General features: G+C 69.5%; 16 protein-coding genes and 1 tRNA gene. 2 read left to right on the plus strand and 15 right to left on the minus strand.

Annotated features, from left to right (window positions below):
• Positions 1-772 precede the first annotated feature (772 nt).
• From mobF to QI633_RS18385, 13 genes are all read right to left on the minus strand, one after another.
• A complete protein-coding gene (mobF, locus tag QI633_RS18325; protein ID WP_282426657.1) occupies positions 773-4,291 on the minus strand; it encodes a MobF family relaxase in 3,519 nt (1,172 codons plus the stop codon).
• A gap of 452 nt (positions 4,292-4,743) precedes the next feature.
• Positions 4,744-6,042 carry a hypothetical protein gene (locus QI633_RS18330; RefSeq protein ID WP_282426658.1) on the minus strand — a complete coding sequence of 433 codons (1,299 nt, stop codon included), beginning with the start codon at positions 6,040-6,042 and terminating at the stop codon, positions 4,744-4,746.
• Between the two features lie 170 nt (positions 6,043-6,212).
• Positions 6,213-6,539, minus strand: coding sequence for a helix-turn-helix transcriptional regulator (locus tag QI633_RS18335; protein WP_282426659.1), 327 nt, complete (start codon positions 6,537-6,539; stop codon positions 6,213-6,215).
• Positions 6,539-7,651, minus strand: a complete 1,113-nt coding sequence (locus QI633_RS18340) for a tyrosine-type recombinase/integrase (protein WP_282426660.1) — start codon at positions 7,649-7,651, stop codon at positions 6,539-6,541. Before QI633_RS18340 ends, QI633_RS18335 begins: the two co-directional genes overlap by 1 nt.
• 915 nt (positions 7,652-8,566) lie before the next feature.
• Positions 8,567-9,763 carry a site-specific integrase gene (locus QI633_RS18345; RefSeq protein ID WP_282426661.1) on the minus strand — a complete coding sequence of 399 codons (1,197 nt, stop codon included), beginning with the start codon at positions 9,761-9,763 and terminating at the stop codon, positions 8,567-8,569.
• 6 nt (positions 9,764-9,769) lie between these two features.
• Entirely contained in the window at positions 9,770-9,979 is a 210-nt protein-coding gene (locus QI633_RS18350) for a helix-turn-helix domain-containing protein (protein WP_282426662.1), read from the minus strand.
• A gap of 212 nt (positions 9,980-10,191) precedes the next feature.
• Positions 10,192-10,265: transfer RNA gene (locus tag QI633_RS18355), tRNA-Met, on the minus strand.
• Between the two features lie 60 nt (positions 10,266-10,325).
• Positions 10,326-10,943, minus strand: a complete 618-nt coding sequence (locus QI633_RS18360; protein ID WP_141798030.1) for a trimeric intracellular cation channel family protein — start codon at positions 10,941-10,943, stop codon at positions 10,326-10,328.
• 18 nt (positions 10,944-10,961) lie between these two features.
• The gene (locus QI633_RS18365) at positions 10,962-13,898 is read right to left on the minus strand and encodes a UPF0182 family protein (protein WP_282426663.1); all 2,937 of its coding nucleotides are present in this window, start codon (positions 13,896-13,898) and stop codon (positions 10,962-10,964) included.
• Entirely contained in the window at positions 13,891-14,451 is a 561-nt protein-coding gene (locus QI633_RS18370; RefSeq protein WP_282426664.1) for a PPA1309 family protein, read from the minus strand. The genes QI633_RS18365 and QI633_RS18370 overlap by 8 nt, the downstream gene beginning before the upstream one ends.
• 22 nt (positions 14,452-14,473) lie before the next feature.
• On the minus strand, positions 14,474-15,511 hold the full coding sequence (locus QI633_RS18375; protein WP_282426665.1) for a S16 family serine protease: 1,038 nt from the start codon (positions 15,509-15,511) through the stop codon (positions 14,474-14,476).
• A 27-nt stretch (positions 15,512-15,538) separates the two neighbouring features.
• Positions 15,539-15,859 carry a hypothetical protein gene (locus QI633_RS18380; RefSeq protein ID WP_282426666.1) on the minus strand — a complete coding sequence of 107 codons (321 nt, stop codon included), beginning with the start codon at positions 15,857-15,859 and terminating at the stop codon, positions 15,539-15,541.
• Positions 15,860-15,904: 45 nt separating this feature from the next.
• Positions 15,905-16,333 carry a molybdenum cofactor biosynthesis protein MoaE gene (locus QI633_RS18385; RefSeq protein WP_141798026.1) on the minus strand — a complete coding sequence of 143 codons (429 nt, stop codon included), beginning with the start codon at positions 16,331-16,333 and terminating at the stop codon, positions 15,905-15,907.
• 73 nt (positions 16,334-16,406) lie between these two features.
• On the opposite strand from QI633_RS18385, the gene QI633_RS18390 reads away from it, so the two are divergent.
• Both QI633_RS18390 and QI633_RS18395 read left to right on the plus strand, forming a co-directional pair.
• On the plus strand, positions 16,407-17,750 hold the full coding sequence (locus QI633_RS18390; RefSeq protein WP_282426667.1) for a zinc-dependent metalloprotease: 1,344 nt from the start codon (positions 16,407-16,409) through the stop codon (positions 17,748-17,750).
• A complete protein-coding gene (locus QI633_RS18395; protein ID WP_141798024.1) occupies positions 17,747-18,289 on the plus strand; it encodes an NUDIX domain-containing protein in 543 nt (180 codons plus the stop codon). Before QI633_RS18390 ends, QI633_RS18395 begins: the two co-directional genes overlap by 4 nt.
• A gap of 3 nt (positions 18,290-18,292) precedes the next feature.
• Here the strand turns inward: QI633_RS18395 and QI633_RS18400 are convergent, their stop codons facing one another.
• Positions 18,293-18,850: a M48 family metallopeptidase gene (locus QI633_RS18400; RefSeq protein WP_141798023.1), complete on the minus strand. Its 558-nt coding sequence runs from the start codon at positions 18,848-18,850 to the stop codon at positions 18,293-18,295.
• Between the two features lie 167 nt (positions 18,851-19,017).
• Complete coding sequence (locus QI633_RS18405; RefSeq protein ID WP_282426668.1) at positions 19,018-20,067, minus strand: PHP domain-containing protein; 1,050 nt, start codon at positions 20,065-20,067, stop codon at positions 19,018-19,020.
• Positions 20,068-20,388: the final 321 nt, after the last annotated feature.

The raw sequence follows: 20,388 nt of genomic DNA on the forward strand, positions 1-20,388 counted from the left end.
GGGCGACGAGCACTTCCTCCGCGAGCACCGCCGCGCCCCCATCGAGGACCGTGAGTGCGGCTCATTCATGGCCAAGACAACCCGCAAGCAGCCCACGGCCGTCGCCGGCTACGACCTCCTTCACCCCGGTGAAGTCCGTCTCCGCCTTGTGGGCACTGGTCGACCGGGGCGTCGCCAACCAGATCCAGAGCGCCCACCACGCGGCCATAGAGGCCACCCTGTCGTAGCTGGAGACAGAGGTCGCGAGCCTGACCGTCGCCGCGGAGCCTCTGGTTCGTTGCGCAGCTCCTGCGACGCTCGCATGCGCCCGGCGGCGCCGGTTAAGGAGTAGCGCGACCTAATTCGGCGACTGGTAGCCGAACTCGCTGCGCACCAGCCCAGAATCATCCGAAGGAAGGTCGCGAAAGCCGTGACGACGACCTTGATCATGTCCAGGAGAGAATCAGAACCACAAGGTTCAGCCAGCCGGACGCCCCGCCCGCGACTGCCGCCGCGACGACGTGCATCGCAATCAGAATGACTCTAGCGACCGCCACCAGAGCGAAGGCGGTCCGCCACCGAGGCCGCTGAGTGCGTATCCGGCGGACCAAGACGTTTGATGGCGCATAGCCCCGGAGGTAGCGGTACATCGCAGCGACGGCGACGATCGCTGGTAACGCGATCAAAAGTCAGCCTGGGTTCCTCCATGTTGGCTGGGCCCTCTCGATACGCCGGACGCTCGGCGAGCGCTCCTGATATCACCCCCTGTGGAGAACATGGCCGACCGGGTCGCCTATGGAGGAGCAATGGCTCGAACGTCTATCGCCACCGGCGTCGCCGATTCCTGGGCAGCGCTCTCGGAACGCGCCGCGCGCAGGGATGAGAGAGCACGCCGACGGTCTGCGCGCTGTGCATCGCTCTTGACGCTGCCGCCGACGGGCAGGTCTGAGGTGACCTTGTAGCGGTCGCGGTATGCCGCGACCGTCGCCACCGCGTCGAGCCAAGCATCGTCGGAGCCAGTGCGGACTGGACGCGGTTCGGGTCGCCGGGCCCAAGGCTCGCGGCCGGCGACCGCATCCTCGGCAAGTGCGCGTGCCCGCGACTCGATCAGTTCCTTCCGTTCGTCGATCGCCTGTCGGTCCTCGGCTGACATCGGGCCGAGCGGTTCTGGGATTAGGCCGGCGATCAGTCGCGGGCGCAGGCGGAAACCGCGCGGCGGTGTCGCGGCGAGCTTCTCGACTCGGTAGCGAAGAACCGCGGCGATGTCGTCCGCGTCATCGAGGCCGTGGCGGTCCACGACTCGCGGCACCAGCGCCTCGAGATCGTGGTGGTACGCCTCAGCGCGGCGGAGCGCTGCCGTGAGTGGGCCGAAGGCTGTCGACTCGACTACCGCGGCGTGCTGATCGGCGGTAAGCCCTGAGCGACTGAGCAGGTCAACGAAGCGGTCGTGCTGCGCCTCGGTCGCGATCGTCTCGAGTTCTGCGGCGAGGCGGTGGATGCCGCCATGGAGCTCGTACTCGGCCTCGATGGTCTGCGTCGCCGATAGGTCGGCGCCGCTGTGCTGGAGGACGCCGCACAGAACGGTCGTCGCTGTCACGTCGTCCGCCTCGGGTGTGGAGTGGCTGTCGTCGGGCTGGTCAAGGGCGACGTACACGATGTTCGAATCCCGGCCGCGGGTCATCGAGACGTAGAGGTTCTCGCGGGTCGTGGAGGCGGTCACGACGACGTGCGCGGTGGCGACGGTGACGCCCTGAGCTCGGTGGGCGGTGACGGCGTAGCCGAGGTCGAGGTGCTCGGCGACGTACTCCGGCGGCAGGACCGTTCGTCGACCGTCGCTGAGGCGTTTGACGACGACAGAGTTGTCCCGCCGGATGTCGGTGATCAGCCAGCGGTCGCCGTTCTTCGCCCACCCGCCTCGGGTTGTCCGGATGGTGCGGTCGTTGTGGCGCGTGATGACGATGTCGCCGACCGAGGCTCGGCAACTGTCGGCCAAGTCAGCCTCGCGGTGATCGACGGCGCCGTCCAGAAGCAGCCGCTCGGCCCGGGCGCGTTCGTTGAGGGCGCGGACGTCGCGAGCCGACTCCGTCACGAGAATGCTGGCGCGCCCAGCGGCACGGTCGGCGCGCCAGGCGACGTACGCAGCGTCGACCATCTCGTCCGTGAGGCCCTCGCGGATCCGCTTGTGACGGGCGTACGTCGAGATGACCTGCACGTCGCCGCGGCTCAGCGCAAGTGAGGCCTCCTTCTCCCACTCGCTGGTGAATCGATGGATCTCCTTCAGTTCCGGCGCGTCCGTCCGCCGGTCGACGAGGAGGGCGAAGGCACCGCCTGCATCCACGGACTGGAGTTGATGGGGATCGCCCACGAGGAGCACCTTGGCGTCCGCGGCGGCCGCTATTCCCGTGAGCCGATTCAGCGTCATCGTGTCGGCGAGCGTCGCCTCGTCGACGATCACCAACTGGCCACGCCGCAGCTCGGTCCGACCGTGGTCGTACTCGTGGAGCCATTTCGACGTGTTCTCACACGCGACGCCGACGTCGTCGGCCAGAGCCTGGGCTGCAGCGGCGGACGGCGCAAGACCGACGACACTCCCCCGCCCGTGCTCCCTGACCCAGGCCGCGCGGAGCGCTCGCATAGTCGTGGTCTTGCCAGCACCAGCAGGTCCCACGAGAAGGTCGACCTGACGCCCTGAGCGACAGACGCTCTCCACCGCCCGCCGCTGCTGAACGGTCAGCGAGACCCTGCCACGGCCACGTGCTCGATCCGTGACCTCGACGGACGCCGTTGGCGCGGTCAGCTTCTCCGCTCGTACCAACAGTCGTGCCTCGGCCTCGAGCACTGCGATCGAGGAGTACTTCTCGCCATGCCGCGGGCGGAACCGGCTCGTGCCGTCCTCGCGCTGGAACCGGACCGGGCTGAGGGCGAGCTCGGGCGGCGTCAGGACCACGGAGCGCGCCTGGGCCGCGTCGACAACGAGGCCGACGACGGCCTCGCGGTCCTCGGTCGTCGCGAACCTCAAATCCATCGTCTGCTTCGCCGCCTCGGCCATCAGGTTCCAGTGCGTCCACACCGCCCGCTTCACCGAGACCGCCGCGACCACTTCGGCACCGATCACGCCGATGACTGCCATCGGCACGTCCCCCGCTGTCAGGAAGTCGCCCCGTTGGCCCGTCACCGACTGCGACCACCCGGTGGGCCCGGTCCCCAACAGTTTGGCGGCTCGTTGCCGCCAACCCGCGGTGAGATCGGCGAGCGACCGGACCTCCTTCGGCGGGCGCGTGGCCAGCGTGGCCTGGGCACGGAGCTCGACAATGGTCCTGGCTGATGGCATTCGTCCGTGCCGTGCGACGTACTCCGCGATGAGCTCATTCTTCCTGAGCTCGATCTCGCGGGTGCGGCTGGAGAACTCGGTGATCAGCTCGTCGGTGACACCGGCGATCTCCCACCGGGGATTCCGGTCGGGTCCGCGTTGCCGCAGCTCCCATTCGATGCCGAGGTCGCGCGACAGCCGGTCGGCAAGGACAGCGTCGTAGTGGGCGGACAGGCCGGTCCGCGAGGCGAAGACCGGGCGTCCGTCGAGACTGCGCCAGCGGCCGTCCATGACGGTGAAGACCTTGTTGGCGATGACGACGTGGGTGTGGAGCTGCGGGTCGCCGGCTCGCGAGTCGAAGTGGTCGTAAGCGACCGCAGCGACGCCTGCCACGTCGACCTGGACAACGGCACCGTCAGCATCCGATATCCCCGCACGGGTCGCGGCAACCTCACGCTCGAAGAGCGCAACGACGTCCGCGATTGCCGCATGATGGGAGGCGACGATCCGTTCCTGGGTGAGGGCGTCGGCGACACCCCAGAGCACGGAGACCGACTTCGGGACGCTGAAGGTCAGGTCGAACCCGGCCACCGCTCGCCGCATCCCGGCCGCGGTCTCCTCTGCCTCGATCCGTGTCGTTTCGGCCGCGCAGTCCTCCTGGGTCGTCCCCGGATCGAGCGCGGCTACCCGTTCCTTGATCCGCTCCGAGAGCCGCTTGTACGACGGATACGCCCGGCCGAGTTGCTCTCCCGTGATGGGGTCTCGGCCCATGCCGACAAGTAGGGCAAGTTGCTCCTCGGTCACCTGCATGCCCGGCCGGAGCTGGCCGGCGCCGAAGACAGCCACGCCAGATCCGAGCCAGCGGCCGGGCGGCGTACCAACCTCGGTGTAGTAGCGGGTCAGCGGCGTCGTCAGGGCACGCGCGCCATCGCCCGCAGCGACGCTGCGCAGCAGGTACTGGTAGCCGCAGCCTGCGGACATCCGGCGCATCGAGACCGTCACGGCCGTTTCCGTCCCACAGCGCTCAGGTGCGCGTCCTTCTCCACAGCGACTGGCGCAGGGGTCGTATTCATTGGGAGCGAACGGTGGCGGTGAACCTAGACTGTTAGGCGTTCCCGGCTCTGGAGGTTCGGTAGTGGCAAGGTCAGCAGTTCAGGTTGAACAGGGCGGTCGGCCAGCTGGCGGTCAGGCGTCGGCCTTCGATGAGGTGACCGTCGCGTTTCCGACCGACGGCCCTGGTCTGAGTCGTTGCGTCCTACTGCCCGACGCCGAAGCGGTACTGGCCGAGCAAGTCGCTAAGGCGTGGGATGAAGGTTGTCGTGCGGCTGAGCAGTACTACAGGCGCAGCGTGGTCGGCGTACCTGGCCTGGCTCCAATTCCGGCACCGATGAACCCCCACCGGGTGACAGCTGAGGACTGACCGCAAAGCGGTCGCCCGTTCGATGAACGTGCGCTCAGGTTCGTGAGGCGATGTAACCGCGCCAGTCGCGTGATGCCAGACGGGCCCACTGCGCGGCGTTGTTGTCACTGATGCCGATGAGCTCACCAAGCACGGGTGCGGGCACGTCGGCGGCCAGCTGGAACATGGCGGCCTTACGGCCCTCGTTGGGCTTCATCCCGATCGCGACGAGCTGTCGGCGGATGTTCTCGGTGGCCAGGTGCCGTCCCGGGTTGCCTCCGGGGAAGAGCCATCCGGTTCCTCTCGATCCGTGAAGGCTGATGCCTCGACGGACGAGCTGCTCGGCGATGAGGGTGTCCAGGGGTGCCGGCATGGGAATCGCGATGCTGCGGAAGGTGACGTGCAACGTGTCATCGATGTGGCTGACCTGGCTGGCCCTCATCGCGACGACTCGCGACAGGGGCTGGGCGAACAGCAACATGAACAGCCCGCCGATGCGGGTGTAGTACTGGATGCTCGCATCGTGCAAGAGCCGCTCGACGATCTCCCACCGATGGTCCTCAGCGACCTTGACCTCGGGCTCAGGTCGCGGGGCCAACGTGGGAATCCGGATGGTGGTGTTGACCCTGCTCTTGCGCAGCCACGCCACGAACCCGTACTCGCCGGTGAGCACTCGCCCGGGCTGGGCGATGTACTCCTCAAGCATCACCTGGGTAGCCGAAGCAGCGTCCACGCCGTGGCCGTCGAAGAAGTCCAACAACTGCCCGGCCACGCGGATCCTGCGCCGGGCAGCGTTGGCGACGGCGCTGGACAGGCGGCCCTCGGCTGCGGCTGTTCGCATGTCGCGCAGCACGTGCCATCGCCCGTAGCGCCGCAACAGATCCCGGTGGTGCTCGGGCACCGTGGCGAGGAACTCCTCGAGCCACGGCCCGATGCGCTCGATGTGGGAGTCGTACGGTTCGAGGACTCCGGTGGTGGCTAGCAGGTTGCGCAGATAGCCGTGCGCCCGGTCCTGCGGCAGCGTCCGGAAGGTGTCGTGGCTGATCGCGACCTCGCCTCGGGCCATCTGGCCGAGCAGGGCAGCACCGATGCCGGGCTTCTTGCGCAGCCACCAGATCGTGGTCTGAGGACGCTCGGAGTCGACCATCATGGTGAACACCGGCTGCAACCGTCGATGAACCTGGTCGGTGGCAGGGTCGGTCAGCAGTGCGCCGAGGCGTTCGCGCAGGAAGCAGCGGGCGCAGCGGTGGCGACCGTAGGGATGTTCTTCGCTCCCGCACTCCTGACACGCGAACGGCGACGCGATCCCGGCACAGCCGGCACACACGATGAGGTGGTCCTCGAGGAACGCCAACGGGCGCCGTCGCCGACAGATCGGACACGACCCGGGGTGGTAGTGCCGCCGTCTTCCGCAGCCCAGACACATCGCACCCTGCGGTACGTCATAGCGCTGCCAGTTCGTCGTCCTGCCACAGATCCAGCAGCCCGGATGCCCCCGCCTACTCACCCGGCCGACTCGCCGGGCTACTCACCGGGTCGGCGGACCTTCGCCCGGATCGGTCGCAGGTTGCCGATCCCGGGGCCGGTCTCGTTGACCGCGGCCGGCGCGTCGACATGCTCGATGCGCATCTCGATCAGGTCGTTGGGCGTGCAGTGCAGGATGTCGCACAACGCCGCGAGGAGATCCATGTTGATCCGCTGCGGGGTCTTGGTCACGACCCGGTGGATCATCTGGCGCGACAGCTCGACGCCGCGCTCATGGAGTGGCTCGAGCAGGTCGCTGGTGGCGAACATGCCCTGCTCGGCCATCAGCTGACGCAAGTTCCAGTGCGCGACCATCCGGTTGCCCATCACATCTCCTCGGGGTGTTCAGCGCTGCGGTAGACCCGCTGAAGTGCGGCCTGCAGGGTCTTGGTCTTGAAGTCGTTCGACACCGACGTGTAGATCGCGGTGGTCGACGCGTAGGAGTGGCCGACCTGCTCGGTCACGAACCGCTCGGGGTAGCCGAACTCGATCAGGTGCGTGACATAGGAGTGCCGCAGACAGTGCAACGTCAGATCAGCCGACAGTCCAGCACCGTGCCGCAGGAAGGCGAATCGGCGGTCCATCGTCTTCGTTGCGACACGCTGGCGGCGCTCGGTCAGCCACAGCTCGCCCCGTCCGCCGGGCGCCAGCAGCGGTCGTGCTTCTTCGACCCACTGCCGCAGGCCGTCGATGACCCAGTCGAACTCCGGCACAGCCAGCACCGTGCGCCGCCGCGGCGCGCTGCCCCTGCTCGACTTGCCGTAGCGCACGTGAAGCGCGCCGTAGGTCCCCCACTGGGGCATCGACGCGTTGGGGCGCAGATCGGCGACGTCGAGGAAGCACAGCTCGCGACGACGCAGCCCGAACGCGTAGGCGGTCTTGATCATTTGTGCGTCCCGCAACGCCGCCAGCGCGCCCTTTCGGCCCGACCTGGCGATCCGATCGACCCGCTCGTCGAGGTAGTCGAACAGCGTCTGGAGCTCGTCGTAGGTGAACGGACGCCGCTCGGGACGGCCCTCGTACTCGACCAGGTGCACGGCGGTGTTGAAGTCGTGGCAGACCTGCGAAGGGATCTCACCGAACCGCGTCTCGCACTGGCTGACCCAGTCGTAGCGGCCATCAAGCAGGTAGTCGCAGAACAACTTCAAGCTCAGATGGTGCCCACGGATCGTGGACGGCGCGAGCCGTCCGTCGCCACTCATCAACGACATCGTGAAGTCCTCGACATCGCCGGCGGTCCACCGCCACGGATGCGAGCCGGCAAACGCCGTGAACCGCCGCACGAGCGCCACCCGTGCAGCCACCGTCGCATCCCCCAACAGCCTTGACTTCTGCTGCCGTGCCCAGCCGTCCACCATCGCGTCAAAGACCGCCTCAGGCTCGTCGAGGTGGACCACACCGGCCGCCAACGACAGCGGAACAGCGCCCGGAACGTCCACCGACACACCTCCAGTCCGTAAACTTAAATGCGACATTGACAACCGGAAGTTACCACGCCGATCCGATGTCGGCCGCCACCAGCGAGAACGCCGCACGCCATCCACAGGCCCCCCAAGAACCCGCCCCTCCGTGCGCGTTGATCCGGTCAACCTGGAGTGGATACGCGGCTCTTCCCCTCGATCTGCACACCGTGTGAGGAGCAGGAAGGGGTCAGGGAGAAGGGCGGAGCGGGTTCGGGAGGGCGATGGCCGGTGAAGGGAAAGGAGTACCTGACGGAGGAGAGCGCGGAAGTGGGCAGGAGAGAAGGGGCAAAGTCGGCGTATCCTGATGAGAGCGTCGCCATCCAGTCCGATCGAGCGCGAGTCCCCTTCGAGTAGAGCCCGTGCCGGACAATGTCCGGCACCGTTCACCTGTGATGACGAGCAACTAGTCGAACACCGTTGTTCGACCGAACCCCTTGGGGATACCAGCTGACCTGCGCGCAAAGGGCAGGCATCCCCTGCCGCAGGCAAGCAGGCATCCACGGAATCGGGAGACCCTGCTGGCGCATCATGGAGGGCATGTCCGATCACCGGAGCGTGGTCTTGGTGACCGAGAGAGCCAACCTGTCACCAAGGCCGCAGCGAAGTACCCAATTGGCCGGGTTGTCCTGCGGTCCCGGTGAATCACCGGAGCCAGGTAGCCCCTGGGGCTCCGGCGGGATGGCTACGCCTGACGGTGCCGCGCGGCCCCCGGCACCATAGGGCTCCCCGGTGCCGCCGCGTCGGCGGCACCGTTCTCTCCACCCAAACTCGCGGGCACAGCCAAGAGCGCAGCGCAAGATGAGAGCCCGAGACCGGTGGTCACTCCCCCACGGTCCGCCTCGAAGCGGACGAGGTCAAGGTCCGCCATGGGTCGGCGACCGAGTTCAACACTCATCGTTCATCCTCGTCACCCTGGCTCGGCGCAAGCGCCTCGAGAATCTCGGCCGTCAGCGGGTTCACCTTCTCGTCGGGCTGGATGTAGTGCTCCTTGGTGATTTTGGACGACGTGTGCCCGAGCATCTCCGCGGCGAGGTCGGGGCCACTCGCACGGTCGAGCACCGTCGCAACGGTGCGGCGGAAGGAGTGGGGAGTCACCCCTTCGATACCCGCCGCATCCATCACTGCTCGGAGCCGACGACGAACGTTGTTGGTCGTCAGCGGGGTGCCGATGCGAGTGAAGAACAGCAGGTGCTCCGGATCCTCGGCCGCGATCTTGACCAGCCGTGCGCGCAGTACCTCGGCGGTGAAGGAGGGAACCGAGACCGTCCTGGTCGACTTCATCGTCTTCGGGTGCTCTTGTCGATGCGTCGGCTTTCCCGAGGGCGACACGATCGTGCCGCAGAGCCGGACGGTGGCCGGCGAGCTCGTGACGTCGACGTCGCACCTCCGGATGGCGAGCACCTCGCCGATCCGGGCAGAGCTGCCGAGCATGACCTCGATGATCTGCTCGAGCTGCCCGTCCGGCGGCGGTCCTGCGAAGCCCGGACCGCGGCGCCAGTCCCGCGTCGCCGCACGGATCTCCTCCACTTGTGTGGCCGAGAGAGCCATGGCCTGCGTCGACGGCTTGTGCATCCTTGTGGTGTCACGCACCGGGTTCTTCACGATGGCGTCGTACCGCACGGCCAAGCCCAGCGCGAGACTCAGCACCGTACGTGCCTGCTTCGCCATGCTGTAGCTGCGTGTGGTCGCCAGCGTCTTGATGAACTGGTCGACCTTGCGCACGGTGATCTCGCGCAGCAGGTAGTGCTCGAAAGCCGGCATCACGAGCTGGCGCATGTTGCGCTCGTACAACGCGCGTGTGCTGGGGGCGAGCTTGTTCGTCAGGTCGAGATCCTCGAGCCAGAGCTCAACGAGCTTGGCGAAGGAGGTGTCTCCGGTGATCTCGCCGGTGGCGACGTGGCTGGGTCGCTGCGCGAGCGACGCCTTCAGGGCGCGGAGCGCGTCCCTGTTCGACGAGCCGGTCGCCGAGACGCGACGAACCTGACCGTCGTCGTCCCGGTAGCGCGTGCGGGCACGAACCCTGCCACCGGGCATCTTGACGTAGGTGACATCACCGAAGGTTCCGATCGGAGTGCGCGGCCTACCCATGTCGGATCACCGCCCGTCGGGAGAGCGACCCGTGACGTCCTCGCGCTGCTGCTGCAGCCACGCGTTGACGTCGGTGACGAAGTAGCGCAGCTGTCGGCCGACATGAACCGCACGTGGGCCTCGGCCGGCCAGCCGCCAGTCGTGCAACGTTCGCGTGGGCACGTTGAGGTACTCGGAGAGTTCCTCGATCGAGATCAGCGGCGCGAGGCCGCTCATGATGGGTGCCGTGCTGTCCATGCCGGTTAGGTGTGCCGACCGGACCGTCCGAGCCGTCCGAGTCCGCGCCAATCTGCGCGACTCCGTACTCGGGTCGGAGATGAGCCCGTTCGGCGGCTTCTGGACAGCGTTTTTGGACCCTAAGTGGACATGTGATCAAGTCCCAAAAACCTTTCAGGCGCGGAACCCGTAGGTTCCGCGCCTGAACTTTGTAGCGGGGGCAGGATTTGAACCTGCGACCTCTGGGTTATGAGCCCAGCGAGCTACCGAGCTGCTCCACCCCGCGTCGGTGAACCCAACGTTAGGGCATGCCCCCAAACCGCACCAAATCGGGGCGATCCGACGATCACGAGGGCGGTGGCCCGAGCCGGGGAACGGGCGCCCGCCACCCCCGCCGTACGGCGATCAGCCGCCACCCGATGGTGACCAGCGCCGCCGGGGCGAGGATCACGCCGTGGGCGACGCCGAGCTCGGCACCGGTCGCGGCGATGGCGGCGCCGGCGAGGGCGGGGATGGCGTACAGCTCGCCGGTGCGGAAGATCACCGGGATCCGGCCGGCGAGCAGGTCGCGGATGATGCCACCGCCTACGCCGGTGACCATGCCGAGGGCGGCGGAGGGGGCGGGGCCGAGCCCGTACTCCTGGGCCTTGAGGGCGCCGGCGACGCAGAACAGGCCGAGGCCGAAGGCGTCGAAGACGTTGATCTCGCGCTCGAGCCGGCCCACGGCGGGGTGCAGCCAGAAGGCGACCAGGCCGGCGACGACGGGCACCAGCAGGTAGCGCCAGTCGGCGACGGCGGGCGGTGGCACCGCTCCGATGACGACATCGCGGATGACACCGCCGCCGAGGCCGGTGGCCATCGCCAGCACCACGACCCCGAGGATGTCGAGCTGGTTGCGCACCGCCACCAGTCCGCCGGAGATGGCGAAGACGAAGATCCCGACGAGGTCGAGCGTCTGCAGCATGCGGCGATGATGCCGCAGCTACTGCTTGTCGCGCTCGTCGGCGAGCTTCAGCGCCTCCTCCACCGCCTTCTGGGCCTTGTCGAGCTCCTGGGCCCAGGTCACGGTGTCGTTCTTCGCCTGGGCCTGCTCCGCGGCCTTGAACGCCGCGTCGGCGTCCCGCAGCGCCGCCGCGATCTGCTCGTTCAGCGTGCCGGTCGGCTCGCCCGGCGTCTCCGGGGTCTCGGGAGTCTCCGGCGTCTCGGGGGTATCCGGGGTCGGCTCCCCTGTGTTGAGGTCGACCCCGAGGGCCGCCGCGAGGGCCAGTGGGAGGTCGCGGTCGATGCCGACCTTGGCGCCGTACTTGACGATCACGTACTGCAGGATCGGGAACGCGGACGTCGCGCTGCGGGCGGCGTACACCGGCTGGATGTAGATCAGGCCGCCGTCGACCGGCAGGGTCAGCAGGTTGCCGAACCGTGGCGGCGTGGCACCGGAGACGCGGTACTGCTGCAGCTTCTGCGAGACGTCGTCGTTGCCCTGCATCTCGTTGGCGACCTGGCCCGGACCGGGCGTGTCCTGGTCGGCCATCTCGAGCAGGCGCAGCCGGCCGAAGTCGTCGGACGTCGCGTCCGAGTTCACCTGCAGGTACGACGCCAGCGTGTTCTGCGCGCCCCACGGCTTGAAGACCGACGTCAGTGACCAGTCGTTGGTGTTGTCGACCCCGGTCGAGAACAGCCGGTACGGCGGCTGGAACACCTCACGCGACGCGTTCGGGTCCTCCGGGACCTCCCACCGCTCGTCGTCGGAGAAGAACACGCCCGCGTCGCTGACGTGGTACTTCGCCAGCTGGTAGCGCTGCACCTTGAACAGGTCCTCGGGATAGCGGATGTGCTCCATCAGCTCGTCGTCGATCGCCGACTTCGGCTCCACCGCACCGGGGAACGCCTTCATCCACGTCTTGAGGATCGGGTCGCTCTCGTCCCACTGGTAGAGGGTGACCGTGCCGTCGTAGGCGTCGACGGTGGCCTTGACCGCCGAGCGCATGTAGTTGATCTCGTCGGTGGGGATCGTCTGCAGTCCGGTGTCCTGCTGCAGCGAGTCGTCGATCATCGCCGCGAAGGACTCACGCTGCGCGTTCGGGTAGCGGTCGGTGGTCGTGTAGCCGTCGAGGATCCACACGATCTTGCCGTCGACCACGGCGGGGTACGGGTCGCCGTCGATGGTCAGCCACGGCGCGACCTTCTCCACCCGCTCGGTGGGCGTCCGGTTGTAGATGACCTTGGAGTTGTCGTTGACCCGGCCCGAGAGCAGGAAGTTCGGCTCGCCGAACTTGATCGCGTACATCAGCTGGTTGAAGGTGCTGCCGACCGGGACACCGCCCTTGCCGTCGTACGTCGTGCGCGTGTCGGCGGCCTCCTCCGGGTCGTTCTCGTCGAGGCCGAGCTCGACGTCGCGGCCGCCCTTGGCCTTGCCGACGACGGAGTACGACGGGCTCTGCTCGCCGAAGTAGACCCGGGTCTCGAACTTCTCGGCGTTGGTGAGGTCCGAGCCTCCGGCATCGCCGTCGCTGCGGATGCCCTCGGCCCAGACCATCCGGCCGTTGGCCTCGTCGTTGACGGCGATCTGGTTGGCGTAGGCGGCGATCAGGCCGTCGCCGTGGGTGTAGACGGTGTGCAGGTTGAGCCAGTTCTGGGACGAGGCCCGGATGCCGCTCTGGTCGAGCTCGCGCACGCCGAGGACGAGCGGCACCTCCTTGCCGTTGAGCTCGTAGCGGTCGACGTCGAGGACGGTCGGCACGGAGTAGTAGCCCTTGCTCCGCTGCCGCTGCTGGAAGGTCTCGCGGACCTGGAGCGGGTCGACGACCGGGGTGGTGGCGAGCTGACCGAGCACCGCGGCGCCGCGCTCGCCGCTGCTGTCGGTGGCGATGCCCTGGTAGTTGGGCACGATGTCGATGTCACTGAGCCCGTAGGCCTCGCGCGTCGCATCGATGTTGGCCTTGATGTAGGAGCTCTCCTTGTCGGCCTCCGACGGCTTGACCTGGAAGTTCTGCACGATGGCGGGCCAGATCATGCCCAGCAGCACGGCCGACAGGGCGAGCAGCGCGAGGCCGACCGACGGCAGCTGCCAGGTCTTGCGCCACACGTTGAGGAAGAACAGCACCGCGCAGATCAGCGCGACGCCGACGAGGATGTTGCGCGCTGGCAGCATCGCGTTCTCTCCGGCGTAGTTCATGCCGGTGAAGAGCCGGTGGTCGTCGGCGACGAGGTCGTAGCGGTCGAGGTAGTAGTCGACCGACTTCATCAGCACGAACGCGCCGAGCAGGACCGAGAGCTGGACCTGGGCGGCCGGCGAGAAGCGGTCGTGGGCGACCTGGAGCCGGATGCCGCCGTACAGGTAGTGCACGATCGCGGTCGCGATCAGCGACACGATGGCGACAGCCATCACGAAGTCGATGACGAAGTTCCACCACGGCAGGTCGAAGACGTAGAAGCCGATGTCCTTCTTGAAGTACGCGTCCTTCGCGCCCCACGGCTCGCTGTTGCGCCACAGCAGGAAGGTGCGCCACTGCCCGATCGCGGAGGTGCCCGCGAAGATGCCGACGACCACGCCGACGCCGGCCAGCAGCCAGCCGCGGATCGGGGTGACGGCGTCGCGGTAGCGGTCGACCCCGTCGGGCCCGGCCATCAAGAACAGCGGTCGGAACCGGAACGCGAGGTACATGTTGAGCGCGACGACGCCGCCCATCACCGCGCCGAAGGCGAGGAACAGCCCGACCCGGGTCCACAGCAACTTGGTGAAGACGCTGCCGAAGCCGACCTCCTTGTACCAGAGCCGGTCGGTGTAGAGGCCCGCGAAGGCGCTGAGCAGGAAGAACCCGACGATGAGCACCACGCCGGTGATCACCAGGGCACGGGTACGACGACCGGTCCGCTCGGGCGCGGGACGCTCCGGCTCCTCGTCGAACAGCTCACTCATCGGTCTCGTCCTCCGCGTCGTCGAGCAGGGTGGCGCGCAGCAGCTCCAGGAGCCCCGGCACCAGGTCGTTGCCGCCCATCACGGCCATGTCCTCGTCCTGGCTGCGCATCCGCAGCGCGCAGTAGCCCGCGCCGTGCCGGGTGACACCGGCGACGATCCGGACCTCCTCGGCGTCGGGGTGCTCGCGCGCGAACTCCGCGGCCGCCGCCGGGTCCTCGGGGACCTGACCGTCCGCTGCCGGCGGGAGCACCAGGCGCTCCACCACGGCCGCGCAGCCGGTGACCACGGCGGGCCACTGGATGCCGGGGAGCACCTCCTCGAGCTGCTGGCCGGCTGGCAGGTCCTCCTGCTCGACGGGGGTCAGCGAGCCCTGCTCGGCCGGGGCGTCGAGGCCGAGCTGGGCGGCGAGAGCGGGCTCCTGGGCCACCAGCTGCGCGGTGTCGACGAGGGCGTAGAGCCGCGCCGGCTGGTCCCAGCCGGCCCGGGCGTGGTGCCCCTCGATCTCGAGCACAGCGGCAGCCAGGGCCGGGTCGACGTCCAGGTCGTAGTCCATGGTCCTTGCTCCGGTCAGTCCGTCAACAGGTCGGCAGGGCGGCGTCGTGGTCGCCGACCCACGTGTCCAGCGCGAGGCGCGCCTCGTGCATCGTGGTCGCCTTCACCAGGCGCAGGTCGGGGTGGAGGCCCTTGACGTCGGCGCAGTTGTCCTTCGGCACGAAGAACAGCTTGGCGCCGGCCGCCTCGGCTCCGGCGATCTTCTGCTCGATGCCGCCGATCGGGCCGACCTTGCCGTCGGGGGCCAGCTCGCCGGTGCCGGCGATGGTCGCGCCACCGGTCATCGACCCCGGCGTGAGCGTGTCGTAGATGGCGAGCGAGAACATCAGTCCCGCGCTCGGGCCGCCGACCTGAGGGTCGACGCGCAGGTTGACGGTGAACGGGAACTCGTAGCCCAGGCCGAGCGAGACGCCGACCCGCGGCTTCCCGTCGATCTCCTCGGGCTTGAGCCGCACGGTCAGCTCGCGCTTGTCGCGCAGGATCCGGAACTCCACCAGCGAGCCGTCGTCGTGCTTGCGCACGGCGGCGACGATCTGGTCGGCGTCGGTGACCGGCTCGCCGTCGACCTCCTTGAAGACGTCGTGGACGAGCAGCTTGTCCTTGGCCGGGCCCTCCTCGTCGACCATCGCGACCTGCACCGCGGTGGGGACCTGGAGGCCGATCTCCTTCATCGCGACGGCCTTCGCGACGTCCTGCGACGTCGTCATCTGGACCGCGCCCTCGGCCTTCTCGTCGGCCTGCGAGGTCTCCGGCGGGTGCACCACGTCGTACGGGAGGATCGCCTTGTCCGGGTCCAGCCAGCGCGACAGCGCCTCACCGAGCGACAGCTTCTGGCCGTACGACGACGCGACCACCGTCGTGAACCGGATCTGGCCCTTGTCGTAGAAGGCCTCGTGACCGTCGACCTGCACGACCTCCGCATCGTCGGCGTCCTTGCCGAGGATGTCGTACGTCGGCCCGGGGCTGTAGGACGCGTACGGCAGCGGCACCACGAGCGCGATGCCGCCCAGGATCAGCACCAACGGGGCCGCGATGCACGCGGCGATCAGGCGCTGGCTCATGGCGCCTACCTTGTCAGACGTGTCCAATCAGGATGCGCGCCGGTCACCCGTGGCGTCGTCCGCCTGGACGTCCGGCTCGGCGGCCGGCTCCTCCACCTCGCCGCCGGCGACCACCGAGGGCCGGGCCTGCGAGGCGCGCAGGGCCACGCCGGTGTGCCGTTCGGGCGCCCGCTCGGGTGCGGCGTACCCGGGTCGCGAGCGCTGCTCGCGGGTCAGCGCCTCGCCGAGGCGCCGGGCCGCGGTCTCGCGGTCGACCTGGCCCCGGCCCTCGCGGCCCCACCATGCGACCCACGCCATCGAGGCGAGGGTGAGCACGGCGGCCGGCAGCAGCCAGAACAGGATCTCCACTCCACGAGGGTAGGTCGACCCGGGTCGGCGTCCGGTCAGGACACGCTACGGACTCCCCACCCACTCGTCGGACCCGTCGGCGAAGCGCTGGTGCTTCCAGATCGGCACCTCGGCCTTGAGCGTGTCGATCAGCGCGCGGCTGGCCTCGAACGACGAGCCGCGGTGCCCGGCCGTGGTGGCGACGACGACGGCGAGGTCTCCGATGTCGAGGTCACCGACCCGGTGCACGGCGGCGAGCGCGGTGATGTCGTGCGCGTCGGCGATCCGGTCGCACACGTCCCGCAGCCGGTCGAGGGCGGAGGGGTGCGCGGAGTACGACAGGCCGGTGACGCCCTGCCCGTGGTCGTGGTCGCGGACCCGTCCGACGAAGAGCACCAGACCACCGGACGCCGCGTCGTCGAGGCTGTCGAGCACGTCGGTCACCGACAGCGGCTGGTCGGAGATGGCGACGAGGCGCACGGCGGGGTTCGGCATGCGGCCCACTCTAGGGGTCCGTTCAGGGCTGTCCCCGACACTCCCGGTTGTGGTTCGGGCGTAGTTTTGACCCATGACCGACAACCCGGGCGACGACCAGCCGAACCCGTTCAAGGGCACGCCGTTCGAGCAGATCTTCGGCGCCCTCGGCGGAGCCTTCCCCGGTGGCCCCGGCGGCGGGATGGCCTTCTTCCAGCAGCTGCAGTCGCTGATGCAGCCGCACGACGGCCCGCTGAACTGGAATGCCGCCAACGACATGGCCCGCAAGGCCGTCGCCCAGGAGCCGGACCCGTCCCCCACCCAGCGCGACCGGGACCGCGTCGCCGACGCCGTCCGGCTCGCCGACCACTGGCTCGACACCGCCACCGGCTTCCCCTCCGGCATCGGTACGACGGCCGCCTGGAGCCGCGCCGAATGGCTGGTCGAGACCCAGCCGGTGTGGCAGGTGCTCGTCGAGCCCGTGGCGGCGCGCTCCGTGACGGGCCTGTCCAGCGGCCTGCCGGAGGAGATGAAGGCCGCGGCCGGTCCGCTGGTCGGCATCATCGGCCAGGCCGTCGGCGGGATGATGGCGATGCAGATCGGGCAGGGCCTCGGCGCCCTGGCCGGTGAGGTGCTCACCGCCTCCGACATCGGGCTCCCCCTCGGCGCCCCCGGCAAGGCGGCGCTGGTGATGACCAACGTCCGCGCCTTCGCCGAGGGCCTCGACGTCACGGAGGACGACGTCGTCCTCTACCTCGCGCTGCGCGAGGCCGCCCACCAGCGGCTGTTCGCCCACGTGCCGTGGCTGCGCGAGCACCTCATCGGCGCGGTGACCGACTACGCCCGCGGCCTGGAGATCAACGCCCAGCAGATCCAGGACCGGGTCCAGGAGCAGCTGCGCGGCATCGACCCGACGAACCTCGAGGCGATGCAGGGCCTGCTCGAGGGCGGCATGTTCGACCCGCCGCAGACCGAGGCGCAGACCGCCGCGCTGTCCCGCCTCGAGATCGCGCTGGCCCTGGTCGAGGGCTGGGTCGACGAGGTGGTCGGCCAGGCCACGGCCGAGCGGATGCCCGCCGCGGCCAAGCTGCGCGAGGCGGTCCGCCGCCGCCGGGCCGCCGGTGGCCCGGCCGAGCAGACCTTCGCCGCGCTCGTCGGTCTCGAGCTGCGCCCGCGCCGGCTGCGCGACGCGTCCACCCTGTGGGGCGGGCTGCGCACCCGCTCGGGCCAGGAGGCCCGCGACGGCGTGTGGATGCACCCCGACCTGCTGCCCACCGCCGCCGACCTCGACGACCCGCTGTCCTTCCGCGACGAGGCCACCCGGCCGGAGGCGCTCAGCGAGGACGAGTTCGACGCCGAGCTGCGCAAGCTGCTCGACGGCCCCGACACGCCCGGCACGCCCGGCACGCCCGACACCCCCGACAGCCCGACCGAGTGACCCTCCACGCGGACGCCTTGGGCGTCCTGACGAGCTGGCGCGCGCCCGACGCCGTCGAAGAGGCCCTCCGCGGGCGGTACGTCGAGCACCTGACCGCGAGGCCCGACGGGATGCGGCGCGCGTCGTACCCCGACCACATCACCGCCGGCACCCTCGTCATCGACGCCACCGGGGAGCGGGTGCTGCTCAACCTGCACCGCAAGGCGGGGCGCTGGTTCCACTTCGGCGGGCACTGCGAGGACGACGACGCCACCCTCGCCGCCGTCGCGCTGCGCGAGGCGCACGAGGAGAGCGGGCTGCGCGAGCTGGCCTTCCACCCGGAGCCGGTCCAGCTCGACCTGCACACCGTGCCCTTCTGCGGCGAGCGCGGCGACGTCAACCACCTCGACGTGCGCTACGTCGCCGCCGCGCCGGTGGACGCGACGGCGGTGGTGAGCGACGAGTCACTCGCCGTGCGCTGGTGGCCCCTCGACGGTCTGCCCGAGCTCGAGCCGGCCATGCACGCCCTCATCGCCCGGGCCCGCGCGATCCTCGTCTGAGGATCAGTCGACGTCCTCGCCCGGCACGACCTGCTCGGACGGCGGCCGGTCGATCCGGGCGGCGTCGGACCAGCCGGCGAGATAGCCCTTCGCCTTCTCGGCCGCCGGGTAGTGCGCGACCCACCCCCAGAACCTCTCGTCGTGGTGCGGCTCGATGAGGTGCGCGAGCTCGTGGACGATCACGTAGTCGATGACCCACTCCGGCATCCGCTGCAGGCGCTCGGAGAGCCGGATGGTGCGGTCCTTGGGCGTGCACGAGCCCCAGCGGGCGCGCTGGTTACCGACCCAGCGGATCGACTCGGGCACGGCGATGCCGCCGAGGTACTCGTCGCTCAGCTCCTGGGCGCGCTGCTTGAGGTCCTCGTCGTCCCAACGCCGCGGCGTGGCGGCGCGCAGCTCCTTGCGCTGCACCCGGGCGACCATCTTCGAGACCCAGGCGCGCTCCTCGGTGCCCGAGAGGTTGTCGGGCATGAGCACCACGATCGTCTCGCCCTCGCGATACGCCGTGACCGTACGGCGGCGGCGCTGCGACCGTCGTACCTCCACGCGCGGGGTGGGCATGACTCGACCCTAGATGATCAGCTCCGAGGGATCGTGCAAGCGAGCGGCGCTCAACGCGTGCGCTGGCAAGGCGCAGGCGCGAAGGCATGCTGGGCGCACGTCGAGCGTCTGCAACGCCGCCAGCGTGCGTGGTGAGCGTCGCGGAGCGTGCGAGCCCTTGGAGCTGATCATCTGGGCCTTGCCCACTCGAGCAAGCGCTGCACGGGCCACGTGTTGACGATCCGGTCCGCGTCGATGCCGGCGGCCTCGGCGCGCTCGCAGCCGAGCAGCGGGTAGTCGAGCTGGCCCGGGGCGTGGGCGTCGCTGTCGATGGAGAACACGCAGCCGATGTCACGGGCCAGCTCCAGCAGCCGGGTCGGCGGGTCGCGGCGCTCCGGGCGGGAGTTGATCTCGACGGCCACGCCCTCCTCGGCGCACGCCTCGAACACCGCGCGGGCGTCGAAGCGCGACTCGGGGCGAGTGCCGCGGCTGCCGGTCACCAGCCGGCCGGTGCAGTGGCCGAGCACGTTGGTGAACGGGTTGCGCACCGCGGCCACCATGCGCCGGGTCAGCGGCTCGGGGTCCATCGCGAGCTTGGAGTGGACGCTGGCGACCCGGACGTCGAGGCGGGCGAGCATCTCTTCACTCTGGTCGAGCGCGCCGTCGTCGAGGATGTCGACCTCGATCCCCTTGAGCAGGCGGAACCCGGCACCGGCGAGGTGCTCGTTGACCGCTTCGACCACGGCCAGCTGCCGGGTCAGCCGCTCCGCCGAGAGCCCGCGGGCCACCTTGAGGCGCGGCGAGTGGTCGGTGAGCACGAGATAGTCGTGGCCCACCTCGATCGCGGTCATCGCCATCTCCTCGATCGGCGAACCGCCGTCGGACCAGTCGGAGTGGGAGTGCAGGTCGCCCCGCAACAACGCCCGCAGGCCGGTCCCGGCGCCCTCGCTGGTCAGCGGGCCGCCGTACTGCTCCTCGACCTCGGCGAGCTTGTCCGGCACGCGGCCGGTCGCCGCCTGGGCGATCACCCGCGCGGTGCTGGCGCCGACGCCGGGCAGGTCGGTGAGCGTCCCCGCCGCCGCCCGGGCGGCGACGTCGTCGGGGTCCAGGGGCAGGATCGCGGCCGCCGCACCGCGGTAGGCCTTGACCTTGTAGCTGTCCGCCCGGCCCCGTTCCAGGAGGAACGCGATCCGGCGCAGCGCCGCCACCGGCGTGCCGTCGTACTCCTGCTCGTTCACGACCTCGTCCGTCCTCGAGAAATGTCTGTCCACAGGCCGTGGATGAGCCTGTGGGGACCATCCTTGCTGGTCACCCCGCGGTACGGCGCCCGCCGGGCCGATCTTGCCAACGGTCCCTCCACAGGCCGATCAGGGTTCTCCCCCGTCCATCCACGGGCCCCGCGCTCCCTCCACAGGTTTCTCCACAGCTCTGTCCACAGGACGCGCGACGCCCGGATTGACCGCGCCCGCCGCGGTGCCTAGGTTCGTCCCCGACGAGGCCCCTCGGGGCCGCAGCACCTCGCTCGCAAGGGGAAGGCAAGCGAGGGGCCGCGGCGCCGG

This window comes from Nocardioides sp. QY071 (assembly GCF_029961765.1).
In the GTDB taxonomy this organism is placed as follows: domain Bacteria; phylum Actinomycetota; class Actinomycetes; order Propionibacteriales; family Nocardioidaceae; genus Nocardioides.